This is a genomic window from Colwellia sp. RSH04, assembly GCF_003545765.1.
In the GTDB taxonomy this organism is placed as follows: Bacteria; Pseudomonadota; Gammaproteobacteria; order Enterobacterales; family Alteromonadaceae; genus Colwellia.
In genome coordinates this window covers 1-20099 of the sequence record NZ_QXIO01000012.1, presented here as the reverse complement: position 1 = coordinate 20099, position 20099 = coordinate 1, and the positions used below count along the sequence as shown (strand labels likewise).

Genomic DNA, 20099 nt, shown 5'->3' with positions numbered 1-20099 from the left:
GACATCAGCTCAACAAATTATATTTGTCGACGCCACAATTATTATTAGTTTTTATTTTTAAAGCACTTTTCTTAAAATGTTAATAAATAGTAGGTCTTAAGAGGTATATTATGAAATGGTTAAAAATAGATGCTGTTAACCTTGCCGTTATTGTGTTTATTCTTTTGAGTTTTTTTATTGCGACTTTGTCATCTAGCTAGTTCTGACATTAAGAAGACACATGCCTATTTTGATAAAAATCACTTTCAACGCTTAACTTAAAAAAATAAAAGTAGCGCCGCCTAAAAAGACAAAAAATCCTACGACATCAGTTACTGTTGTTAATATAACCGAGCCTGCGATAGCGGGATCAATGCCAAACTTTTCTAGTAAAACGGGGATATATACGCCTGCAAATGCTGCAACCAGCATATTTATCATAATTGAAATGGCAATAATAATAGCCAGTGCCACGTTTTCAAACCAATAAAAGCTTACAAAAGCGACTAAAACAGCCCAGCAACAGCTATTAAGTAAAGCAACTAAAAACTCCTTATTTCTAAGCGTTACTAAATTGCCTTTGCTTATTTGTCCTGTTGCTAAACCTCGTATTGTTAAGGTTAATGACTGACTCCCTGTTATTCCTCCCATGCTTGCAACAATAGGCATCAATACAGCAAGTGCTACTACCTCGATTAAAACTTTGTCAAAAATACCAATAACAAATGAAGCTAAAAACGCCGTTAATAAATTGATACCTAACCATACCGCTCTTCGTCTTGAGCTTTTAATCACAGGAGAAAACAGATCTTCATCACTCACATTACCCATATGAGCAACTTGAGCCTCGTAAAAGTTTTGGAATACATTTAACGCATCTTGAATTGAGAAAACACCAACAAATCGTCCATCAGATTGAATAACGGGCAGATAGTTCTTTTGACTATCCTTTACCAAGTTAGACGCCTCTAATAATGGTTGTTGATCAAGCAACGTTATTTCTGTGCTATGAACTAATTCTGCAATTTTCTCTTTGTTTTTTGCATTAAGTAGATCATTAATTGAAACTTCACCTTGATAATGAAAGTCACCATTAAGCACAATAAAGTTACTCGACGCTAAGGTATTCTCACTTTCTTTTATTTCAGCGATAACTTCTGCTACTTTTTCATTGGCATCAATAGTATAAACTTGTTGATTTGCATAACGCCCCACTTGCTCTTCAGTGTAACTAAATGAAAGTTCGACACGGTTTTTTGCTTCAGGCGTTAATTTTTTAATGATTCTTCTAGCGGCTTTTTGAGACAGTGCTTCAAGAATTTCTACGGCTTCAGATTGACTACTCGCACAAACTGTCTTTTCAATTGAACCTTGAGGTAATACCGCAAGGAACTGTTGTAAGGTATCTTCATGTAACTCAGCGAGGATAGAACTTGCGTGCGAACTATCAATTTTATCCCATAAACGTAACCTTTGCTCATTGGTTAAGCTTTCTAAAATACGTGCCCACTGAGATGAATTTATTTCATCGAAATGCTTTGGTAACTGAACAGTTTCCTGCTCTAGTAAACCAAGCAGTTCATCAAGATCAGTTACTCCTGTTGAGCTATCCATACATCCATCCTTTAAAGTCGTATAAGTTTTATTCGTGGCTTTTTTTGCTAGTAACCCTATTCAGTTAACTGTAATTGTTCCACAAAACAAAGAAATCGGTTGTTAGCTTTTGCTCAATTTCAATCGCATCTTCAGTAGGGCAAAATAAACTAAATGTTATTTTGACATGGCCAATATCCGTGGTAGATATTTTTATACTTGGTTCAGGCCCTGCTATTGCGACATCAAGCCTGTTTTCTATAAGCGCATTATAGCGCTCTGCAACATCTTTAAAGCTACTACAGTATGTTATTGCCTTTTGTTTTAATTCGCTGATTAAATTAATGGGCACCGCATTGGTACTCTCGCGAACAATAGCAAACGAATGGTTTACATATCGACGCATAAAATTCAGATTTCGAATTGATTGCAGCATAAGTAAACTGTTTGGCAAATAAATAGTTTTACCCGTATAAGAATAAGTATGTATATCAACTTCTAACAGGGTTACTTTTGCCCAGTCGATTTCAGATACTTCACCACAATTATCATTAACCTGAACCCAATCGCCAATCCTAAAAGGTGCACTGGTAGATAAATAAATAAAACCAATAAAACATTGAATGATTTCTTTTGTCGCGATCACAATAGCCACCACAAAAGCAGCAATTGATAGCGCAAACCTTTGTAATTCAGTACTCCAAAAGAAAAATAACAGTACAATAAGCATTAGGTTTATGGCATTTTTAATATTATTAACTAAATAACGTTTATCTAAACCTTTCTTTTTGTATCTTTTTTTCAAAAAAGTACTGATGAATACCTTTAAGATAATCGCTAAAATAATCGCCCCTATTGTTAGGGCTAATTTAAAGTTAGAAGTAAGTTCCATAATAATTTAATAGATAATTAATAATTTCGCGGACTATAGTCGAATAGTATATTTTTTTAAATAGAATAATTTTTGTTTTGATGACAAATACCTAGAAAAACTAAATTATAGATTACTTTCTGTGGAGTCAGCTTTATAATTTCTAATCTCTTTTATTTACCTACACATTTTAACGTGTAGACACCCAGTATTATTAACAAGGTAATGAAATGAAATTTTTACACTCTATGGTTAGAGTCCATGACTTAGACGCCTCACTAGATTTTTACATTAACAAGCTCGGCCTTATTGAAACGCGTCGTCACGAAGTACCTGCTGGAAAATTTACCTTAATATTTCTTGCGACAGCCGAAGGTGAAGCTGAAATAGAACTAACCTATAATTGGGGTTCAACAGAAGATTACACTACAGGTAGGAATTTTGGCCATTTGGCTTTTCAAGTTGATGATATTTATGAAACTTGCCAGAAACTTCAAGAGGCTGGTGTCGTTATTAACCGTCCGCCACGCTGCGGCAAAATGGCTTTTATAAAATCGCCTGACAACATTTCAATTGAATTATTGCAAAAAGGCGAGCCGTTACCTTCACAAGAACCATGGTTAAGTATGGAAAATATTGGTACTTGGTAAGTTCACTTGAACACGCCTTTTACCAATCCGTAAAGCAATTAATCGCTTAGCGAAATGGTATTAATAAGTAACAAAAAAATTGAGAGTGAATAACGACAAGCTTAGCAAGCCATTCACTCTAATTATCTATTATTATATTTAACGTTACGTTTAGCGCTACTCGTTTTAGGCTTTATTGAGATAAAGCATCTTTAAGTGCGGCTAAACATAAAGCGACATTCTCCGTTCTAGCTGCGTAGCCCATTAAACCAATACGCCATGCTTCACCCGCAAACTGACCTAAACCAGCACCGATTTCCAAGTTGTATTCCTTTAATAAATACTGTCTGACTTTAACGTCATCAATTCCTTTAGGAATATACACAGAGTTTAACTGTGGCAAGCGTTCTTGCTTAGGTACAATATAATCTAAGCCTAAATCACCTAGGCCTAGACTTAGTTTTTCATGTTGAGCTTTATGACGTACCCAACTTTGCTCTAATCCTTCATTTTTTAACATGACTAATGATTCATGTAATGCATATAAAGAATTCACGGGCGCTGTATGATGATAACTTCGATTACCTTGCCCTGACCAGTACTCCATGACGAGCGATTGATCTAAAAACCAACTCTGCACAGGTATTGTTCTGTTTTTGATAACGTCTGCTGCTCTATCGCTAAAACTTACGGGTGACAAACCAGGTACACATGACAAGCACTTTTGGCTGCCCGAATAAATAGCATCTATGCCCCAATCATCAACCCTTAATTCGACACCCGCTAAAGACGTCACAGCATCAACAATAGTTAAACAATCATATTTTCTTGCAATAGCACATAAGGTTTGTGCATCAGATAAAGCCCCCGTGGAGGTTTCAGCGTGTACAAAGGCAACAAAACCGGCCTGAGGGTTTTGCTTTAAAGTATCTTCTAGTGCTTGAGGGTCGACTGCTCTGCCCCATGGACAATCAACAATAATAACTTTTGCGCCAATACGCTGTACATTTTCTATCATGCGAGCGCCAAACACTCCGTTTCGACAAACAACCACAGTATCTTCTGGTGTGAGTAAGTTAACAAAACACGCCTCCATGCCTGCAGATCCTGGTGCTGAAACAGCCATAGTAAAGGTATTTTCAGTCTTAAAGGCATATTGCAATAATGATTTCACTTCATCCATCATGCCAACAAAGCTTGGGTCTAAGTGACCTACGGTCGGTCTACCTAGTGCAGATAACACTCTAGGACTAACATCTGAAGGCCCTGGGCCCATTAGTGTTCGTTGCGGTGGTATAAAAGATTGAATTGTCATAATGGCCTCATTTAGGGCAATACACTGAGTATTTAGGTTATCTATTAGTACTTGGTAACATACCATTGTAAGTACTATTTATTAAATTAATTACCATTATCCTAGGTATTCACAATACTAATAAGCATAGAGTTAATAAATAGCATCAATAAATAAAATATTAGTAAGCTCTATATTAGCTTATTTAATATTGTACGTTGTGTGATTACCCCGACTTATAGATTGACTAAAAACCTCAGTAGATTCATCAATAACTCAAGTAGACTTACTCATCACACAAGTTTACTGGTAACATAAGCTATCTACTTATTAATAAATCACCTTTTATGGCACTTAAATCAACAATTTATAAAGCTAATATCGAATTAGCTGATATGGATAGAAATTACTACGATAGTTTGCAATTAACCATCGCCAAACACCCATCGGAAACAGACCAAAGAATGATGGTGCGCTTGATCGCCTTCCTACTAAATGCTCATACAGATTTATCGTTTGGTAAGGGCGTAAGTGATGAAGATGAAGCAGCTATTTCGCTGGTTAATTACAGCGGCGAAATTAATTTATGGATTGAACTAGGCCAAGTTGATGAGAAACGCCTCAAAAAGGCATGTAATAAAGCCGAGCAGGTTAAACTCTACAGCTACGGCGCTAGTGTTAATACTTGGTGGTCACAAGTTGAAAATGCACTCAACAAGTTTGGTAAACTCACTGTAGAGTATTTTGAACAAGAGACATGTGACGCATTAGTGAATTTTATTAGTCGTTCTATGGACTTTCAATGTAGTATTCAAGATGGTCAAATGTGGCTTACTAGCAATGATGAAACGTTACTCATCGAAACTAAAGTTTTAAAGCCACCACAATGAGTTAACGCTCAACCATTAAACTTAACGCGACTATAGTGAAATTTATGTTAAAAATATCGAAACTCAATAACGCAATACGCGTAACAGCAGTTATAGCTGTATCTGCATTAACCGCCTGTAATACCACACAACCAAGCGTTGAAACTCAAGTTAATGCCAATATTTCTTTTGAGCAAGTATCAAAAGATGTCACTTACCTTGCCAGTAATGAATTACAAGGGCGAGGAAATTTTTCTAAAGATATTAATACAGCAGCAAATTATATTGCAGAGCGTTTTAAAGCTATTGGGTTAACAAGTCAATCTGGTTCGGCTAATGACATTCAAAGCTTTTTACAAGAATACCGTATTAAAACAGTCACACCTGAAAAACTTAACGTCACGTTAAATGAAAACTCAATTCCAAGCGACAAACTCGCTATTGCTAGTAGTAACGATGAGATAAATTGGCAAAATGATAAAACGATAAACATTCATTCTATTGGTGAAGATGATGATATGCGTTCATCATTGCAAGAAATTAATCACCAAGGCGGTAACCATATTGTTTTAGTCAATACCGCTCACGAAAAAATGTTCAAGCGTTACCAAGCTTATTTTAATCGAGGCATTACTAAACTAGAAACGAGTGAAAAACAAAGCGGTGAGTTAACGGGTGGCAGTATCATTTTAGTGTTAAGTAATAACAAGAATCTTAAGAAATTTACTGTTCAAGCTTCTAACACTGTTAACAAAACCGTATTGAAAAATGTTGTCGGTGTATTACCAGGTAAATCTAAAGCTGATGAAATTGTGCTTTATTCTGCCCATTATGATCATCTTGGTATGCAAGGTGACAGTGAGATATTCAACGGTGCTGACGATGATGCTTCTGGCACTTCAGCCATCATTAATTTAGCTGAACACTTTAGTAAAACGCACGCTAACGAAAGAACCGTAATGTTCGCTGCATTTAGTGCTGAAGAGATTGGTGGCTTTGGTTCAAAGTATTTTTCAAAGCAACTCAACCCTGACACAATTACGGCTATGGTTAACATTGAAATGATTGGTAAACCGTCTAAGTTTGGTGCAGGAACCGTTTGGATGACAGGTATGGATCGCTCAAGCTTAGGTGAACAATTAAACAACGCTCTCGCGAGCACTGACAATAACACGTTAAAAGTTCATAATGATCCTTACCCTAAACAAAATCTGTTTTATCGTTCAGATAACGCGACATTAGCGCGTTTAGGTGTACCTGCTCATAGTTTTAGTAGTACGCAGTTGGATAAAGATGAACACTATCATCAAACAAGTGATGATATAAACAGTGTAGATTTATCATCAATGCATCAAGTGATTAAAACCTTAGCTATTGCGACAACACCACTAGTTGAAGGAAAAATTACTCCTTCACGTATAGATCCAAACCTAGTTAAAAATAAAGGGCGAATATACTAAAAAAACAATATCAATAACGTAATAAAAACCAATAATTAGTCGCTTAGCTCATTAAAAAATTCATTTATAGCTAAGCGGCTATCACATCTATTGGACACCTAAGTTGATATTCATACTTGTTTTTCCCTTCAACTTGAAAACCATGACGTAAATAAAGCCCTCTTGCAGGGTTTTTTAATAGCACATTAAGCGTAATGGGCAAGCAGAGCTGTAAGGCTTTTTTCTTTACAACATTGAGTACTTTACTCCCTATGCCTTTGCCTTGGTATTCAGGCAAAATCTGTAACTGCCTTATATGTAGACTCTTTTCGGTTAATTTTTGAGTGATAACACCAAACTTAACAACGCCAATAGGTTTTCTGTCACACAATATAATATGGCTTTCATAAAAAGCTTCTTTAACACGCTCAATATGTTGCTCGTTAGACATTTTAATACCTGCTGCAAGCAAGTGCTGATTCATGGACTTTTTCCGTAATTTAACTAAAAAATCCAAATCATCATGTTTAACATTACGAAAACTAATCGTAAACTTCATGTCGTTTGTAAACTCTTCGTTCATTCATATCTTTTAATAATATCATAATTAAATAAAACCCATGTTAATGTTAACGCACGCAAAAATAGAATAAAAAAAGCACAAGCAATATTGCTTGTGCTTTATATTGTAACTCTTTGCTTAAGTGAATATTTTTAAGCTTAGAAGCTTAAGTTAACACCAGCGTAGTAGCCACGACCTGAAATAGGATACGTTGAGCCACCACGACTTGCGCCAGGCATACCTAACCAATCTTTATCAGCAACATTATTAATACCAAAGTAAATATTAGCTTGTTCTGTTAAGTTATAACCAACTCGCATATTATGTAACGTAGAGCTAGGTATTCTATAGTGCGAATAATCTTCAGCGGTTGCTTCTAAAGCATAAATCACATCAGAAGAATGATTAGCCTGCCAACCAATCGTCAAATCACCAAGAGTATAATCAATAGAAAATGAGGCTTTCCAATCTGGTGTACCATTAACGCCAACCCACTCATCTCTATCTGCACCAGCTAAATCGGATTCAGTAAACGAGCTTTCTAATAAATGAGTCGCGTATAAACTAAAGCCTAAATCACCAAACTGATCCATACTTAAACCATAGTAACTTTGTATGTCAAAACCGCGACGTCGCATTTTATTGGCATTAACATAGGTGTCGTTAACTATGTCGATATTACCATCAGTTTTACGTGTTACTTGTGGACAGAAAACATTATTAATTGTACTCGCATCAACACACATTTCTGCGGTTGTTGAAGCACCAAACTGGGTAATACCGTCTTCTAAATCAATATCAAAATAATCAATTGATAAACTAAAATCATCGATAAATTGCGGTGTAAAGACTAAGCCAGCGGTTAATGTATAGGCTGTTTCAACGTTTAAGTCTTCATTGCCTTGTACTCGTACATCTGAACCTGTTGTAATGCGCATTTCAGACTCAAAATCTGCAGGCAAACCTAAAGCTGCACAGTTGGCTGCACGAACGTCTGGTTCATTGGCCAAAGGAACTTCATCAACATCACAAGGATCCATATAACGATTAAAAACAATAGATTCTGGTCTAAATAGCTCTGTTAGTTGTGGCGCACGAACTGCTTTTGAATAGATGGTACGTACTCTTAAGTTATCATCCATCGCCCAGTTTGCACCCACTTTCCAACTATCATTACTGCCTGCATAGGTGTAATTAGCATATCGGTAAGCCGCTTCAACATCTAACGATTTCACCATTGTGACATCTTTAACTAAAGGCGCGACAAGTTCAACATACACTTCCTGTATATCACGATCTACATCGGTAGCACCTTTAGTTTTTCCTCGATTTGTGCCATTTAAAGAAACCTGTGAAGGCGTAGCAACTAACTCCTCATGTCTAAGCTCTACCCCCGTTGAAAACATTAAATCACCCGCAGGTAGCTCAACAATATCTCCACTAAGGTTACCAGATAAAGTATATTGAGAGGTTTCAGAAGTGTCTGTGAAAGGGTCAAGTTTAATATAATCAATCACTTCATTCGATAATGGCTCAAAAGGGTTAATAACGCCACAGCTATTCGTTTCTTCACATTCACCAAAAACAGAAAATCCGAAAGAACGCTCTGTATTTAAACGGTTTTTAGAAGTTTCATCTACTGTAGTTTTACCACCGGCTAAAAATACATCCCAAGCCCATCCGTTTGATAAATCTCCTTCAAAAGCAAAAGATGCAGAGACATATTCACGTTCAACATCAGTTATCCTATTACCCATGTCATTATAGGTATAAGGGATAGCTATCCAGTTAGTACCATCAGACTCTGCGGCATCAACAACCACTTGTGGAATATCAAAAGGTGCATCATAAACATTTACCCAAGCGTCCCATGAAAAAAGAAACTCAGGATCCATAGTAATTTCAGCATCAACTTTTGCGTAACTAACATCTGCCGTTAAATATATAGTATCTGTAATTTCATAGCCACCGCGTAAATTTAAGTTAATGCGATCATACGGCTGTACTGCTTGAGTCGGGCCAACACTAGAATACATATTAGGGTTTAAATCATCAGATTGCATGTAGTACTCATGAATTTCCGAATCTAAGATGGCGCGATAACCTTCACCTAACGTGCCATCATCATTACGATTAAACTGAAAATAATCATAGCTGTTACCCGACATAAAGGTTGGTCTATTACTAGGGATATTATAATCAGCCCACCCGACATTGTTTAATATGACTTGGTTTGGAATACCGTTATCTTCAGCATCTGGGTCTAATGGGTTTCTGATATATTCTGTTTGGCCGTTTGAACCTGGACGAGAAGCATAGGTCATCTCTTCTTGGTTATAATAATCAACACTAAAAACAATATTGCCTTTATCATCATTAAAATTAGTACCATAACTTAAGGATAAAGCTTGTGTTTCGCCATCTTGTTCTTCTGTAGAGAACGCTTGTAAGTTTGCTTCAAAACCTTCAAAGTCTTTCTTTAAAATAACATTAACAACACCTGCAACCGCATCAGAGCCATATACCGCTGATGCGCCTCCCGTAAGAATTTCTATTCGCTGAATTAATGATGCAGGGATATTCTGCATATCTGTTACTAAGCGACCGTCAGCATCAACCATTTGTGTTGGACGGTGCCCATTAATTAACACTAAGGTACGATGCGAGCCTAAACCACGTAAATTCACCGTAGACATCCCAGCATTACCTGGGTTGTATGAGTTGTTACTCGATTCAATACCCATAGCAAACTGTGGTAAGGTAGCTAGAGCCTCTGCTACATTCATGCTACCCGTTATAGCTAGATCTGCTGCTTCAATAGACACAACAGGTGAGGCTGTTTCAACGCCTGGTCTTGCAATACGAGACCCTGTTACAATAATTTTTTCTACTTCTTCAACACTTGATTGAGAAGGCAACTCTTCCGCCAAGGCATAAGTTGACACGCTAGCAGCCATTAAAGCAATACTGATTGGTTTTAATTTAAACATGTAATTCCTCTTATATTTTCTTAGTTTTATGACAAAGCAATTCTAAAGATTCATTCATCTGGAATATGCCAAAACATACGGTATACAATATACCTAGATAAGATGATGTCAAGCCTTCGGTAAGCCGTATAGTGCTAAAATACTGAGGTAACGTTGAATTGTATTACAAATACATCAATGAATATTCTGTTACATTTTTAAGAAAAGAAGTGTTAAAGCTAAGCTATTCAATGCTTAGTTAAAAAAAACAAAAAAAAAACACTGAATAAAATATTAACTATAAAAGATACTTATTCACTCGATGTTTTTAAAATATCGAAATTAAATTAAAAAATAAATTGTAACAAGGAGCGGTTTTTAAAAAATGATAAGAAAAAGCTTAATATTGCTATTAAGCTTTCTTTAAGGAGGTGATATAGAATACCTAGTCTTTTTAAGTTAAATTCATTTAATACTGGTACTTTTCAACCTGAGTATCAAGTTGTGTAACCGTTATTTCTTGGCTTTGGCATTTAGCAATACTGTTGTTATTCATGACGAGTACTTCATCATTATAGTTATCTTTTTCTTCATCACCTAAGCCCTTAAATATTACTGTTAATTGTTCGTTTTCAGGCAATGATGATAATAGATTATCGCTACACACTAACTCATACGTTTTTTTAAGCATGTTTTGATAAATGGCTTGTCTAGAGACAGAGGGGGTTGACGTTGAGCTTGATTGTTTCATGGTGTTTGCCATTTTCTTATTTTGTATTTGTATCGCTATAAGTTGTTTTTTCTCTCGTAACTGATCTAATTCTGATTGTGATTTACGTATATTTTGATCAAGCTTTTGCATGGTACTTTCTTGATTTGAAGTTTTACTTTGCTTCTGCATTGATTCAATTTTCTTATGTAATGAAAACTCATGATGAGCTAGATTTCTCTGTTCAAGTTGAAGATTTGCTAATGTTTTTTGCTCATGTGGTTTTGGTTTATGGTTTTTTGTCTGTGTTAGCTCACTATTAGAGTGGCTATGTTGTGAGTCGCTAGAGATACTATTTAAAATAGGTAAAAAATCGACATTAGTTTCTACCGTAAATACTTGGCCATATCCCATTAAATACTGATGCGATATATGATTAATCGCAAAACGCTTTGTTATTGGCTGAGATTCATACTCATGAGCTAATTTCTCGCTGATTAAATTTCCTTGTTTTTTAATCGCTGATAAATCGATTGCCGTTGCCAGAGGAGAAATAGCTACCGTTGTTAATAGCGTGAAAAGTAAACTTAATTTTTGTTTCATTATAAACCTCGAATAAAAGCCGATAGAAAAATTGCTTTAACACTTTCATGTTAAAGCAATTTTTTGGGAGATTAAATTTAATAAGCTTAGCTTAATAATTCAATGTGGCTTTTAAGCTTACACCATCGAACGATTTGTAGGCATTTAAACCTATGTGGTAAGTTTCACCAGCATTTACATTAATTTGACAACTTTCTGTATTACCTGTTTTATATGGACGACAATCATACGAGCGCTTACTTGGTTGTGATCCGGCTTTAACATACAAGTCTGCATCGCCAGTTCCACCTGAAATAGTCACCGTTAAGCTACCTGATTCTTGCGGTGATATTTCATAGTATGCCCAGTTACGTGCTGAAGCACTCGCGATAGTATCAATCAATACTTCTGAGCCTGGCTCTGTTGGTGGGTCAGTTGGATCTGTTGGATCTGTTGGATCTGTTGGATCAGTCGTACCACCCGCAAGTGTTATTAGCCAGTTCTGCCATTCTTGTTCATAGCTATATCCCCAAGCATTTAAATCTGCTTGATAACTACTCCAATCTGCTGCACGGGCTGTTGATCGTAATGAGCGAATATCATTCATATGCATTTCGAACATAAAACGAACACCTAGATAACCCCAGCGATAGATTTCATCAGAGCTATTGCTGTAACTTGTCGCAAATACATCAGCTAATGTACGGTTTGAACCACTTGCATTTATAAGAGCAATGGCTTCTGCGTTGTTATCTTCAAGAGATATGTATTCACCTAAACCTTCAGACCACCATACTGTTGTCGATGGGTAATCTGAGAAGTTTCCTTTTAAATTAAAGCGACCATCTAAGTAATGAACATACTCATGCTTTAAGTTCCAAATTTGAAAATCAGGTCTTAACCAATCAGCTTCATGGGCATAGAAAGCAGCTTGATTCGATGAATCCGTCGCATTACCTTCAATATAAATTCCACCATTATTAGTACCTATACCATAAATACGACCACCATAACGATTATACTGATCGTAATCATCAAAAATAACCATTTTCAAATCTTCATTTAAATCATTATCTACAGGCATGCCATTTGTTTCTAGACGTTGATGAAAGTATTGTTCTTCTGCCCCCACCTGTGCACAAGAATCAGCAAATTGTGCGGCTGTCATATCTTGTGCTCTAAATTTTAGTGTACTGCTACAAGTGTGGGATAAAGGTAGAACTGAAGATTCGGTTGGCTTTCCTGCAAAAGCTGTTGATGACAACATTATTACAGTAGAGATTACGCTTGGTATAATTGCTTTATTCATGGTCATATTACTTCCTAGGTTTTTATAATTATTCACCTTCCTAGCTTTTTTATGTATGCATTTTCCCTTGCGTGTATATTTTATAACCCATAAATAACAAAAGATCCAATATATTGTATAATATTTTTAGGTTTTTAATCTAAATATCGCTGTAATAAGGATATTTTTATGGTATTTTTTACTTGAATAGTTATTAGTAATTACTTTATTTATAAGTGGTTAATGATTTATTTTTATTTAACTAGGCCTTGTCGCTTTTTCAAGATGATTTATGAGTGAGAAGGTTCAACACGACCTAGCATTTAATGAGGGTTACAGCTCTACTTTTATGACGAGATAAATGAAAGATATTATTAGCCTTTTCCATTGAAATAGGTTCAAAGTGCACTTTATCACTTGGTCGTAACTGCGCTAATTTATTGGTATCAATAGAAATAACTGAGCCAATTTTAGGGTATCCTCCTATCGTTTGTCTGTCGTTAAGTAACACTATAGGCTGTCCATCTGCTGGAATTTGAATGGCGCCATGACAAATACCTTCAGATAAAATACCTGACACTTCACAGTTAATTGCTTGCCCTTTAAGTCGGTATCCCATGCGATCACTGTCAGAGGAAACGCTATACTCACTCGAGTAAAACAGTCGTTGTTCAAATGAATTAAAGTGTTGTTGTTGATAACTCGGTATTGTTCTTAACCTAGCAGATTGACCATAATGCGGTACCTGGTCAGCTGGTAACATCAAGCTGTAATCAGTTTCAGAGAATTTATACTCATCACAGGGTAAGAGGTCATGTTTAAGTAACTGACTTCCCTTTAAACCACCTACACCTTCACGGCATACGGTTGACACACTACCAAACGACTCTTTTATTTTAAAACCACCTTTAACTGCCAAATAACTACGCAAGCCTGATTGCGCATAATCTAAAGTTATCAAATCACCCGCTTTAATTTGATGGCTTCGCCACATGGGCACTTCTTTTGCGTTAATAGATAATTGCATTTTAGCGCCTGTAACAGCAATAACCGTATCTAATTGAGCTAATAACTCAATCCCCCCCACACTGACCTCAACCATTGCAACATCAACATCATTGTTACATAAGCGGTTTGCCCAATAGAAGGCCTCTTTATCTGCTGGGCCACCTTGGGTTAGCCCCATTTGGGCATGACCAAATCGTCCACTGTCTTGAATCAACGATAAAACACCTGGCTTTTTCACTAAAAAACCGAGCATTATCTGATTGTCTTTTCTTTTATTCATCATATTTAATTAGTCATGGAACATAGGGAATTTACCACCTAAGGTGAAAAATTCTTCTTTCGAAATTGCGGTAAACTTAACTTTATCACCAACGTTAACAGGCATAGTTGGTGTTGCCTTTTGGTCAAACATTATTATTGGACTGCAACCAATTATATTCCAACCACCGGGTGATGTATTTGGGTAAATGGCTGTTTGTCTATCAGCAATGGCAACCGCCCCTTTAGGTACTTTTAGTCGAGGTGTCGCTAAGCGCGGCATGGCAATTTTATCGTTTACTTCACCTAAATAGGCAAACCCTGGTGCAAATCCTATGGCATATACCGTATAAACCGTGGATTGATGAAGCTGAATAACGTCGTCGCAACTTAAGCTGGCTTGTTTTGCGATTAAGGGTAATTCAGGAGCAAAATCTTCATGGTAACAAACCGGTAACTCAACAATATGTTGATGATTAGGTGCTTGTACATCATCAATTGTAGCCAACAGCGTTCTCAACTTATTTCTTAATTGATGATGATCAATCTTATACATATCAAACGTTACTAGCAATGAGGCATATGATGGTGTTAAATCAAGAATATAGTTAGAGAGAGATTGTTTTATTTTTAACGTAGCACATTGAATTTTACTCGCAGTTTTATCATTAATTGTTGAAGAAAAATATAGAATTAATGCATTTTCACCTGCAGCTTTAATTAACGTTTTATGTTCATTTTTCATGCAACTACTTAACCACTTACGTTTCAACTAACTCAAAATTTCTTTAATGTTCGCAATCAATTTAACTGCAGCCATATTGTCACCATGAACACATAAACTGTCTACCGTAAGTGCTATCGTTTTACCTTGTACAGTAGTGATAGTACCTTGTTCTTTTAACTGTTTTACTTGTTGCAACATTTTCTCTTGTGTATGTATCGCTTTTTCATGCTGGCGTGAGAGTAAACTACCGTCGTCAGCATAACATCTATCAGCAAACGCCTCTGCAAGTAGCTCTACCTTGTATCTTTTTGCTTCATCTTGGTGCTGGCTAAATTTTGGAGTCGCTTGTATCATTAATTTTAATGCCCGATCACCTGATTGATTATATTGGCTGATACTTTGTAATATAGTTTGACGTATTGGCTCGTTTTTCATCATATCGTTATACAACGCACCATGAGGTTTTACATAAGTTAATGAAAGTGATTGGCTTTTAGCAACACCATCAACAGCAGCAATTTGGTATAGCATCATTGCGCTAAGCTCCTCTTGGCTACATTGCATACTTCTGCGGCCAAAGCCGACAATATCAGGATAACTTGGGTGGGCTCCAATGTCGACGTTATGCTTCGCAGCGAGGTTTAAGGTATTTACTAGTGTTAAGGGGTCGCCAGCATGAAAACCACAAGCGATGCTTGCTTGGTCAATATAGGGCATAACCTTTGAATCTAGCCCCATTTTCCACGAACCGAAACTTTCACCTAAATCACAATTTAACTTCATAACCGCCCTGCCCACTTTTTATTATTAATGCCTTTACTTTACTTTAAATTCAACAGCTTCTATATAGTATTCGATCATTATAGACTTAAATTATATACATAAGTTGTTTTCAAGTTTTAGATAATTTTAACTTAGGCCGTGTTTAGCTTTTTGTACTATAGCTTTTAAAAGGCTTACGATATAATCATATACAATTAAACCAAGCCTATTTGAGATTATGAGTCTAATCACTTCGTCACGTATTAGTTTTATCTATTGTTTATCTGTTTTGCTTTTATTAGTAAGTTTTACTTCTTCCGCTAACGAAAATGTCGATGAACACCTTAATGAAGATCACAAATTTCAAAAAGACATTGATCGATGTATTATTGAAACAGTAAAAAAAGCCGATAAAAAAACTATTCTTTCTGAAATTGAATCTCAATGCGAAAAAAGTATTATGGTTGAAGTCCTTGTTAGCGATAATGAAGAACTTCAAAGCGAAGACGTCGAGTTAGGTGCATTAGCGAATAGAATCATAAAAGAGCGAAGAACAGCATTTGATCCTTATGTAATCACCCCTCATAAAATGAATTATATTTTACCCGTTCATATAACTAACCAGATAAACAGCGCTGCCTATGAAGGACACTCTAATTGGGCAGAGAACTTAACGAATACTGAGGCTAAATTTCAAATAAGTTTAAAAGTTCCACTCGCCTCAAACAGTATTTTTGTTGAGGGTGATCAAATATTCTTTGGCTTTACTTTACAATCATGGTGGCAACTCTATTCTGATGACATTTCAAAGCCCTTTAGAGAAACTAACTACCAACCTGAGTTTTTTTATATGGCACCAATCAACTTTCACCCGTTTGGCGGCAATTCAGGTATTATTTTCGGTTTTGAACATCAATCAAATGGACGCTCTTTAACACTGTCTAGAAGTTGGAATCGTATTTATGCACATTATTTATATGAAAAAAGAAATTTTGCGCTTTCTTTTAAACCTTGGTATCGCATAAAAGAAGAAACCAAGAGTGATATATATGATGAAGGTGATGATAACCCTGATATTTTAGATTATATGGGACATTTCGAATTAAGTATGGTTTATAAACTTTATAATACTTATGAGTTTTCATTTAAAGGTCGCGAAAACTTTGCTACGCATAATGGATACGCTGAAATAGGCGTAACGTTTCCTTTATGGGGGAAATTAAAGGGCTATGCACAATTCAGTACTGGCTATGGTGAGAGTATGATTGATTATAACTACAACCAAAATCGTTTTGGTATAGGTATCGCGTTAACCGACTTACTTTAGTTACTTATAGTTGAAGTGTTACTTGTAGTGTATATATTGTTTTAAAACTGATATTAAAGCCTCTTTTTCTACTGGCTTTCTTAAATAGTCGTTCATCCCTGCTTCAATGCATTTTGCTTTGTCTGTTGCCATTGCATGTGCTGTTAAGGCAATTATATTTATTTCAGTATTATGGTTGCCTCCTTCACCTCGCCGTATTGCCCTTGTTGTTTCGTAACCATCCATTTCAGGCATTTGGCAATCCATAATGATAAGGTCGTAATGTTTATCGGAGTAAGTGTTTAATTTTTCTAATGCGTCGATGCCATGCTTTGCAATGTCACACGACAAACCTAATTTTCCTAACACGCCTTTTAACACCATTTGATTCACACGATTATCTTCTACCACTAAAATATTTACCTGTGCACAGTCTAATGGGTCTTCAAGCATATTTTTGCCATCAACCTCACCAGTTGTTTCATCAGTACAATGGTCGTATGAATTTAAATAAGAAGAAGTAACAAGTTCGCCATCATTTAAAATTTCATTACCTTCTTTTACCACAACAGATAAACCCTCTAGCAATTCAGATGTCGTCACAGGTTTAGTAAAAAAGCCATTAATACCTATGTTTACTAGCTTTGTTTTATTTTCCATTTCACTTAATGATGTCATCAAAATTAATTTGATATGATTATTTTTATCTACCGATCTTATTTCGCGACATAATGATAATCCATCCATTTTCGGCATATGCATGTCGACTAATGCTAAATTAATTTCTTGACCATATTGCTCAATGGCATTTAGTGCATCTTCTGCATCAACTGCGTGAGTAACTGTTGCACCCCATGCCCGCAGTTGTTCGGCAAAGACCATTCTGTTGGTATTATTATCATCAATCACTAACACTGATAAATTATTCATGTCTAAATGAGGTAAAAAGTGTTTTTTTCCTTCGCTCTCTTTAACGGGTATTGTAATAGTAAAACAGCTACCTTGGTTAAATTCACTTTCAACAGTAATTTCCCCCCCTAATAACGTACTTAACCTTTTACAAATCGCAAGTCCTAAACCTGTGCCACCGTATTTTCTTGTCGTTGATGAATCCACTTGAGAGAACGACTCAAATAATTGATTTAATTTTTCTTCAGGTATACCAATGCCAGTATCTATTATAGAAACTTCAAGTGCTAACTCATCATGTTTTGGCGATGCCAGTGATACTTTACAAACAACTTCCCCGTGATGAGTAAACTTTATCGCATTACCCAATAAATTGGTTATGATTTGTCGTAGCCTAGTGGGATCACTTTTTATGCGTGATTGCTGAACTTTGCTTAAATCTAATACTAGCTCAATTTTTTTATCTTCTGCTCTAAAAGCAAAAGAGCGAATTATTTTTTCAAATAACTCTCTTAAATCAAAATCAACTTGTTCTAACGCTATTTTCCCAGCTTCAATTTTTGAAAAATCTAAGATGTCATTGAGTATTGTTAGCAATGAATTAGCACTATCTTGAGCTATTTCCAATTTCTTTCGCTGGTCTTGTGATACTTCACTATCTATAACTAAGCCCAACATGCCCAGAATGCCATTCATAGGTGTTCGTATTTCATGGCTCATACTGGCCAAGAATTCTCCTTTCGCAACATTGGCTTGTTCTGCTAGTTCTTTAGCATTAATTAACTCAGCTTCCATGTTTTTTCTCGCAGTAATATCAACAGACACTCCTAATACACCCGTCACATGAACATTGTCAGCTATAATAGGAATTTTGCTAGTCCAATAAGTTTTAATATTTCCTTCGGTATCTGGAGCTATATTTTCTAACTGTACAGTACTTGAGTTAGCTATTGCTTCCTGATCTGTTGCAATAAGGTTTTGTGCTATTTCTTGTGGAAATATCTCATCATCAGTTTTGCCAACCACATCTTCAGTTTTTAAACCTAAAGTCGTTTCCCACTCTTTGTTAACAAGTAAGTAGACGCCTTGCAAATCTTTCAAGTAAATCAGGGCCGAGATGTTATCTAACACAATTTGTAGCTTCTTTTCATTCTCAATAACTTGCTCTTGAGAAAGCTCTAATTGTTGAGTTCGTTGTTTAACACGCGTTTCTAAGCTGTTATTTGCTTTTGCTAATACTCTTGTCGTTTTATTACTAATTGAAACAATGAACAGTGAAATACTTATAATAACCAGCAGTAATACCGACAATATAAACAGAATCGTAAAGCGCGCAATTAAGAAAGATTGATACCCTTCAATTTTATCTATCTCGGTAATGATTGCAGCCTGAATATTATCATTCCAAGCCCAACTACCAATAACTTCAACTCCACGATAATCTATATACCCCTTTACATTACTACCTGATTTTTTACTCAAAGCGCTTTGCGCTGCATAAGTAAGTTTTTTTGTTTTAGAGTTTTGCTTATCAATAGATAATATACTTTGTGAATTAGATTCAAGCATTTGCATGGCATATAGTTGCTGCATAAAACGAGATTCGGACATCATTTTACCATTTACGTTAACTATATAGGTTTCGCCTGTATCTCCAATTCGACCTAACTTTAAAATTTTACTAAATTCTCCTAGCGGATCTAATCGCTCAGCAAGCACACCAAGTACTTCGCCATCATCAGCAATTAAAGGCGTTAAAATAAACATGGTAGATGGTAAATCTAAGCCGTTAATATTTGGCGTATCAGCTATTGCAACATCTGACACCATAGGTAACACAAATACTGTGCTCCCTTGAATGGCTTGATCAAAATATTTTCTTTGTTTTAAAAAAACTAAATTTTTTAAAGCAAGATTATTGTCTCTCATTGATCCAATATTTGTACCATCAGGGGCGATTAAGAAAAATCCCTTATGTTGACTCACCTCTTGTAACCTTCTAAAAATTTTCCTCAATTCGTATAATTCAGTGCTATTACTGATGTTTTTATTTGCTCTATATAGAGACAATTGCGCTTGTGCTACATGTTGAATTTCTGGATCTGAGGCAATACCTTTAAGTTTTTGTTTTTGATTAGACACCCAGATATCGAGTGCTTCTTGGGTCGTAGCACGTATAGTAGAAAGATTAGATTGCCAAACCTTTTGTGTATTTTCATTATTTTGTTCAATAGCCCAATAGGCAAGAAGCAAAGCTAAACAAACAATAATGACATTAAGTAACACCATCCACCGGTTAAACTGTTTAGAATCGCCAGTTTTCGTAAGAATATTATTTGGCATAC

General features: G+C 35.9%; 15 protein-coding genes. 4 read left to right on the top strand and 11 right to left on the bottom strand.

The genetic code is table 11. The features are described from left to right. Window positions 1-252: 252 nt before the first annotated feature. Window positions 253-1593: a magnesium transporter gene (locus D1094_RS15990; RefSeq protein ID WP_118961115.1), complete on the bottom strand. Its 1341-nt coding sequence runs from the start codon at window positions 1591-1593 to the stop codon at window positions 253-255. A 64-nt stretch (window positions 1594-1657) separates the two neighbouring features. Then, window positions 1658-2464, bottom strand: coding sequence for a mechanosensitive ion channel family protein (locus D1094_RS15985; RefSeq protein WP_118961114.1), 807 nt, complete (start codon window positions 2462-2464; stop codon window positions 1658-1660). Between the two features lie 209 nt (window positions 2465-2673). Between D1094_RS15985 and D1094_RS15980 the strand changes: the two genes are divergently transcribed. After that, window positions 2674-3093: a VOC family protein gene (locus D1094_RS15980; RefSeq protein WP_118961113.1), complete on the top strand. Its 420-nt coding sequence runs from the start codon at window positions 2674-2676 to the stop codon at window positions 3091-3093. A gap of 172 nt (window positions 3094-3265) precedes the next feature. On the opposite strand, the gene D1094_RS15975 is transcribed toward D1094_RS15980, so the two are convergent. Beyond that, on the bottom strand, window positions 3266-4387 hold the full coding sequence (locus tag D1094_RS15975; protein WP_118961181.1) for an alanine--glyoxylate aminotransferase family protein: 1122 nt from the start codon (window positions 4385-4387) through the stop codon (window positions 3266-3268). Between the two features lie 326 nt (window positions 4388-4713). Between D1094_RS15975 and D1094_RS15970 the strand changes: the two genes are divergently transcribed. Both D1094_RS15970 and D1094_RS15965 read left to right on the top strand, forming a co-directional pair. Continuing rightward, window positions 4714-5256, top strand: coding sequence for a YaeQ family protein (locus D1094_RS15970; RefSeq protein ID WP_118961112.1), 543 nt, complete (start codon window positions 4714-4716; stop codon window positions 5254-5256). Between the two features lie 44 nt (window positions 5257-5300). Continuing rightward, window positions 5301-6695, top strand: a complete 1395-nt coding sequence (locus tag D1094_RS15965; protein WP_118961111.1) for a M20/M25/M40 family metallo-hydrolase — start codon at window positions 5301-5303, stop codon at window positions 6693-6695. Between the two features lie 70 nt (window positions 6696-6765). On the opposite strand, the gene D1094_RS15960 is transcribed toward D1094_RS15965, so the two are convergent. The 7 genes from D1094_RS15960 to D1094_RS15930 all read right to left on the bottom strand — a co-directional run bounded on the left by D1094_RS15960 (window position 6766) and on the right by D1094_RS15930 (window position 15560). Further along, the gene (locus tag D1094_RS15960; protein ID WP_259337987.1) at window positions 6766-7257 is read right to left on the bottom strand and encodes a GNAT family N-acetyltransferase; all 492 of its coding nucleotides are present in this window, start codon (window positions 7255-7257) and stop codon (window positions 6766-6768) included. 137 nt (window positions 7258-7394) lie between these two features. After that, window positions 7395-10226 carry a TonB-dependent siderophore receptor gene (locus D1094_RS15955; RefSeq protein ID WP_118961110.1) on the bottom strand — a complete coding sequence of 944 codons (2832 nt, stop codon included), beginning with the start codon at window positions 10224-10226 and terminating at the stop codon, window positions 7395-7397. 448 nt (window positions 10227-10674) lie between these two features. Then, the gene (locus tag D1094_RS15950) at window positions 10675-11517 is read right to left on the bottom strand and encodes a hypothetical protein (RefSeq protein WP_118961109.1); all 843 of its coding nucleotides are present in this window, start codon (window positions 11515-11517) and stop codon (window positions 10675-10677) included. A gap of 91 nt (window positions 11518-11608) precedes the next feature. Further along, entirely contained in the window at window positions 11609-12805 is a 1197-nt protein-coding gene (locus D1094_RS15945) for a collagenase (protein ID WP_182440216.1), read from the bottom strand. A gap of 295 nt (window positions 12806-13100) precedes the next feature. Then, window positions 13101-14075, bottom strand: coding sequence for a biotin-dependent carboxyltransferase family protein (locus D1094_RS15940; RefSeq protein ID WP_259337986.1), 975 nt, complete (start codon window positions 14073-14075; stop codon window positions 13101-13103). 6 nt (window positions 14076-14081) lie between these two features. Continuing rightward, window positions 14082-14795 (bottom strand): 5-oxoprolinase subunit PxpB, encoded by a 714-nt coding sequence (gene pxpB / locus D1094_RS15935; protein WP_118961107.1) that lies wholly within the window; start codon window positions 14793-14795, stop codon window positions 14082-14084. Window positions 14796-14822: 27 nt separating this feature from the next. Next, complete coding sequence (locus tag D1094_RS15930) at window positions 14823-15560, bottom strand: 5-oxoprolinase subunit PxpA (protein WP_118961106.1); 738 nt, start codon at window positions 15558-15560, stop codon at window positions 14823-14825. A gap of 217 nt (window positions 15561-15777) precedes the next feature. On the opposite strand from D1094_RS15930, the gene D1094_RS15925 reads away from it, so the two are divergent. Next, a complete protein-coding gene (locus D1094_RS15925; protein ID WP_118961105.1) occupies window positions 15778-16866 on the top strand; it encodes a phospholipase A in 1089 nt (362 codons plus the stop codon). 18 nt (window positions 16867-16884) lie between these two features. On the opposite strand, the gene D1094_RS15920 is transcribed toward D1094_RS15925, so the two are convergent. Further along, window positions 16885-20099, bottom strand: a 3215-nt coding sequence (locus tag D1094_RS15920) for a response regulator (RefSeq protein WP_118961104.1), incomplete at its 5' end; no start/stop codon positions are given.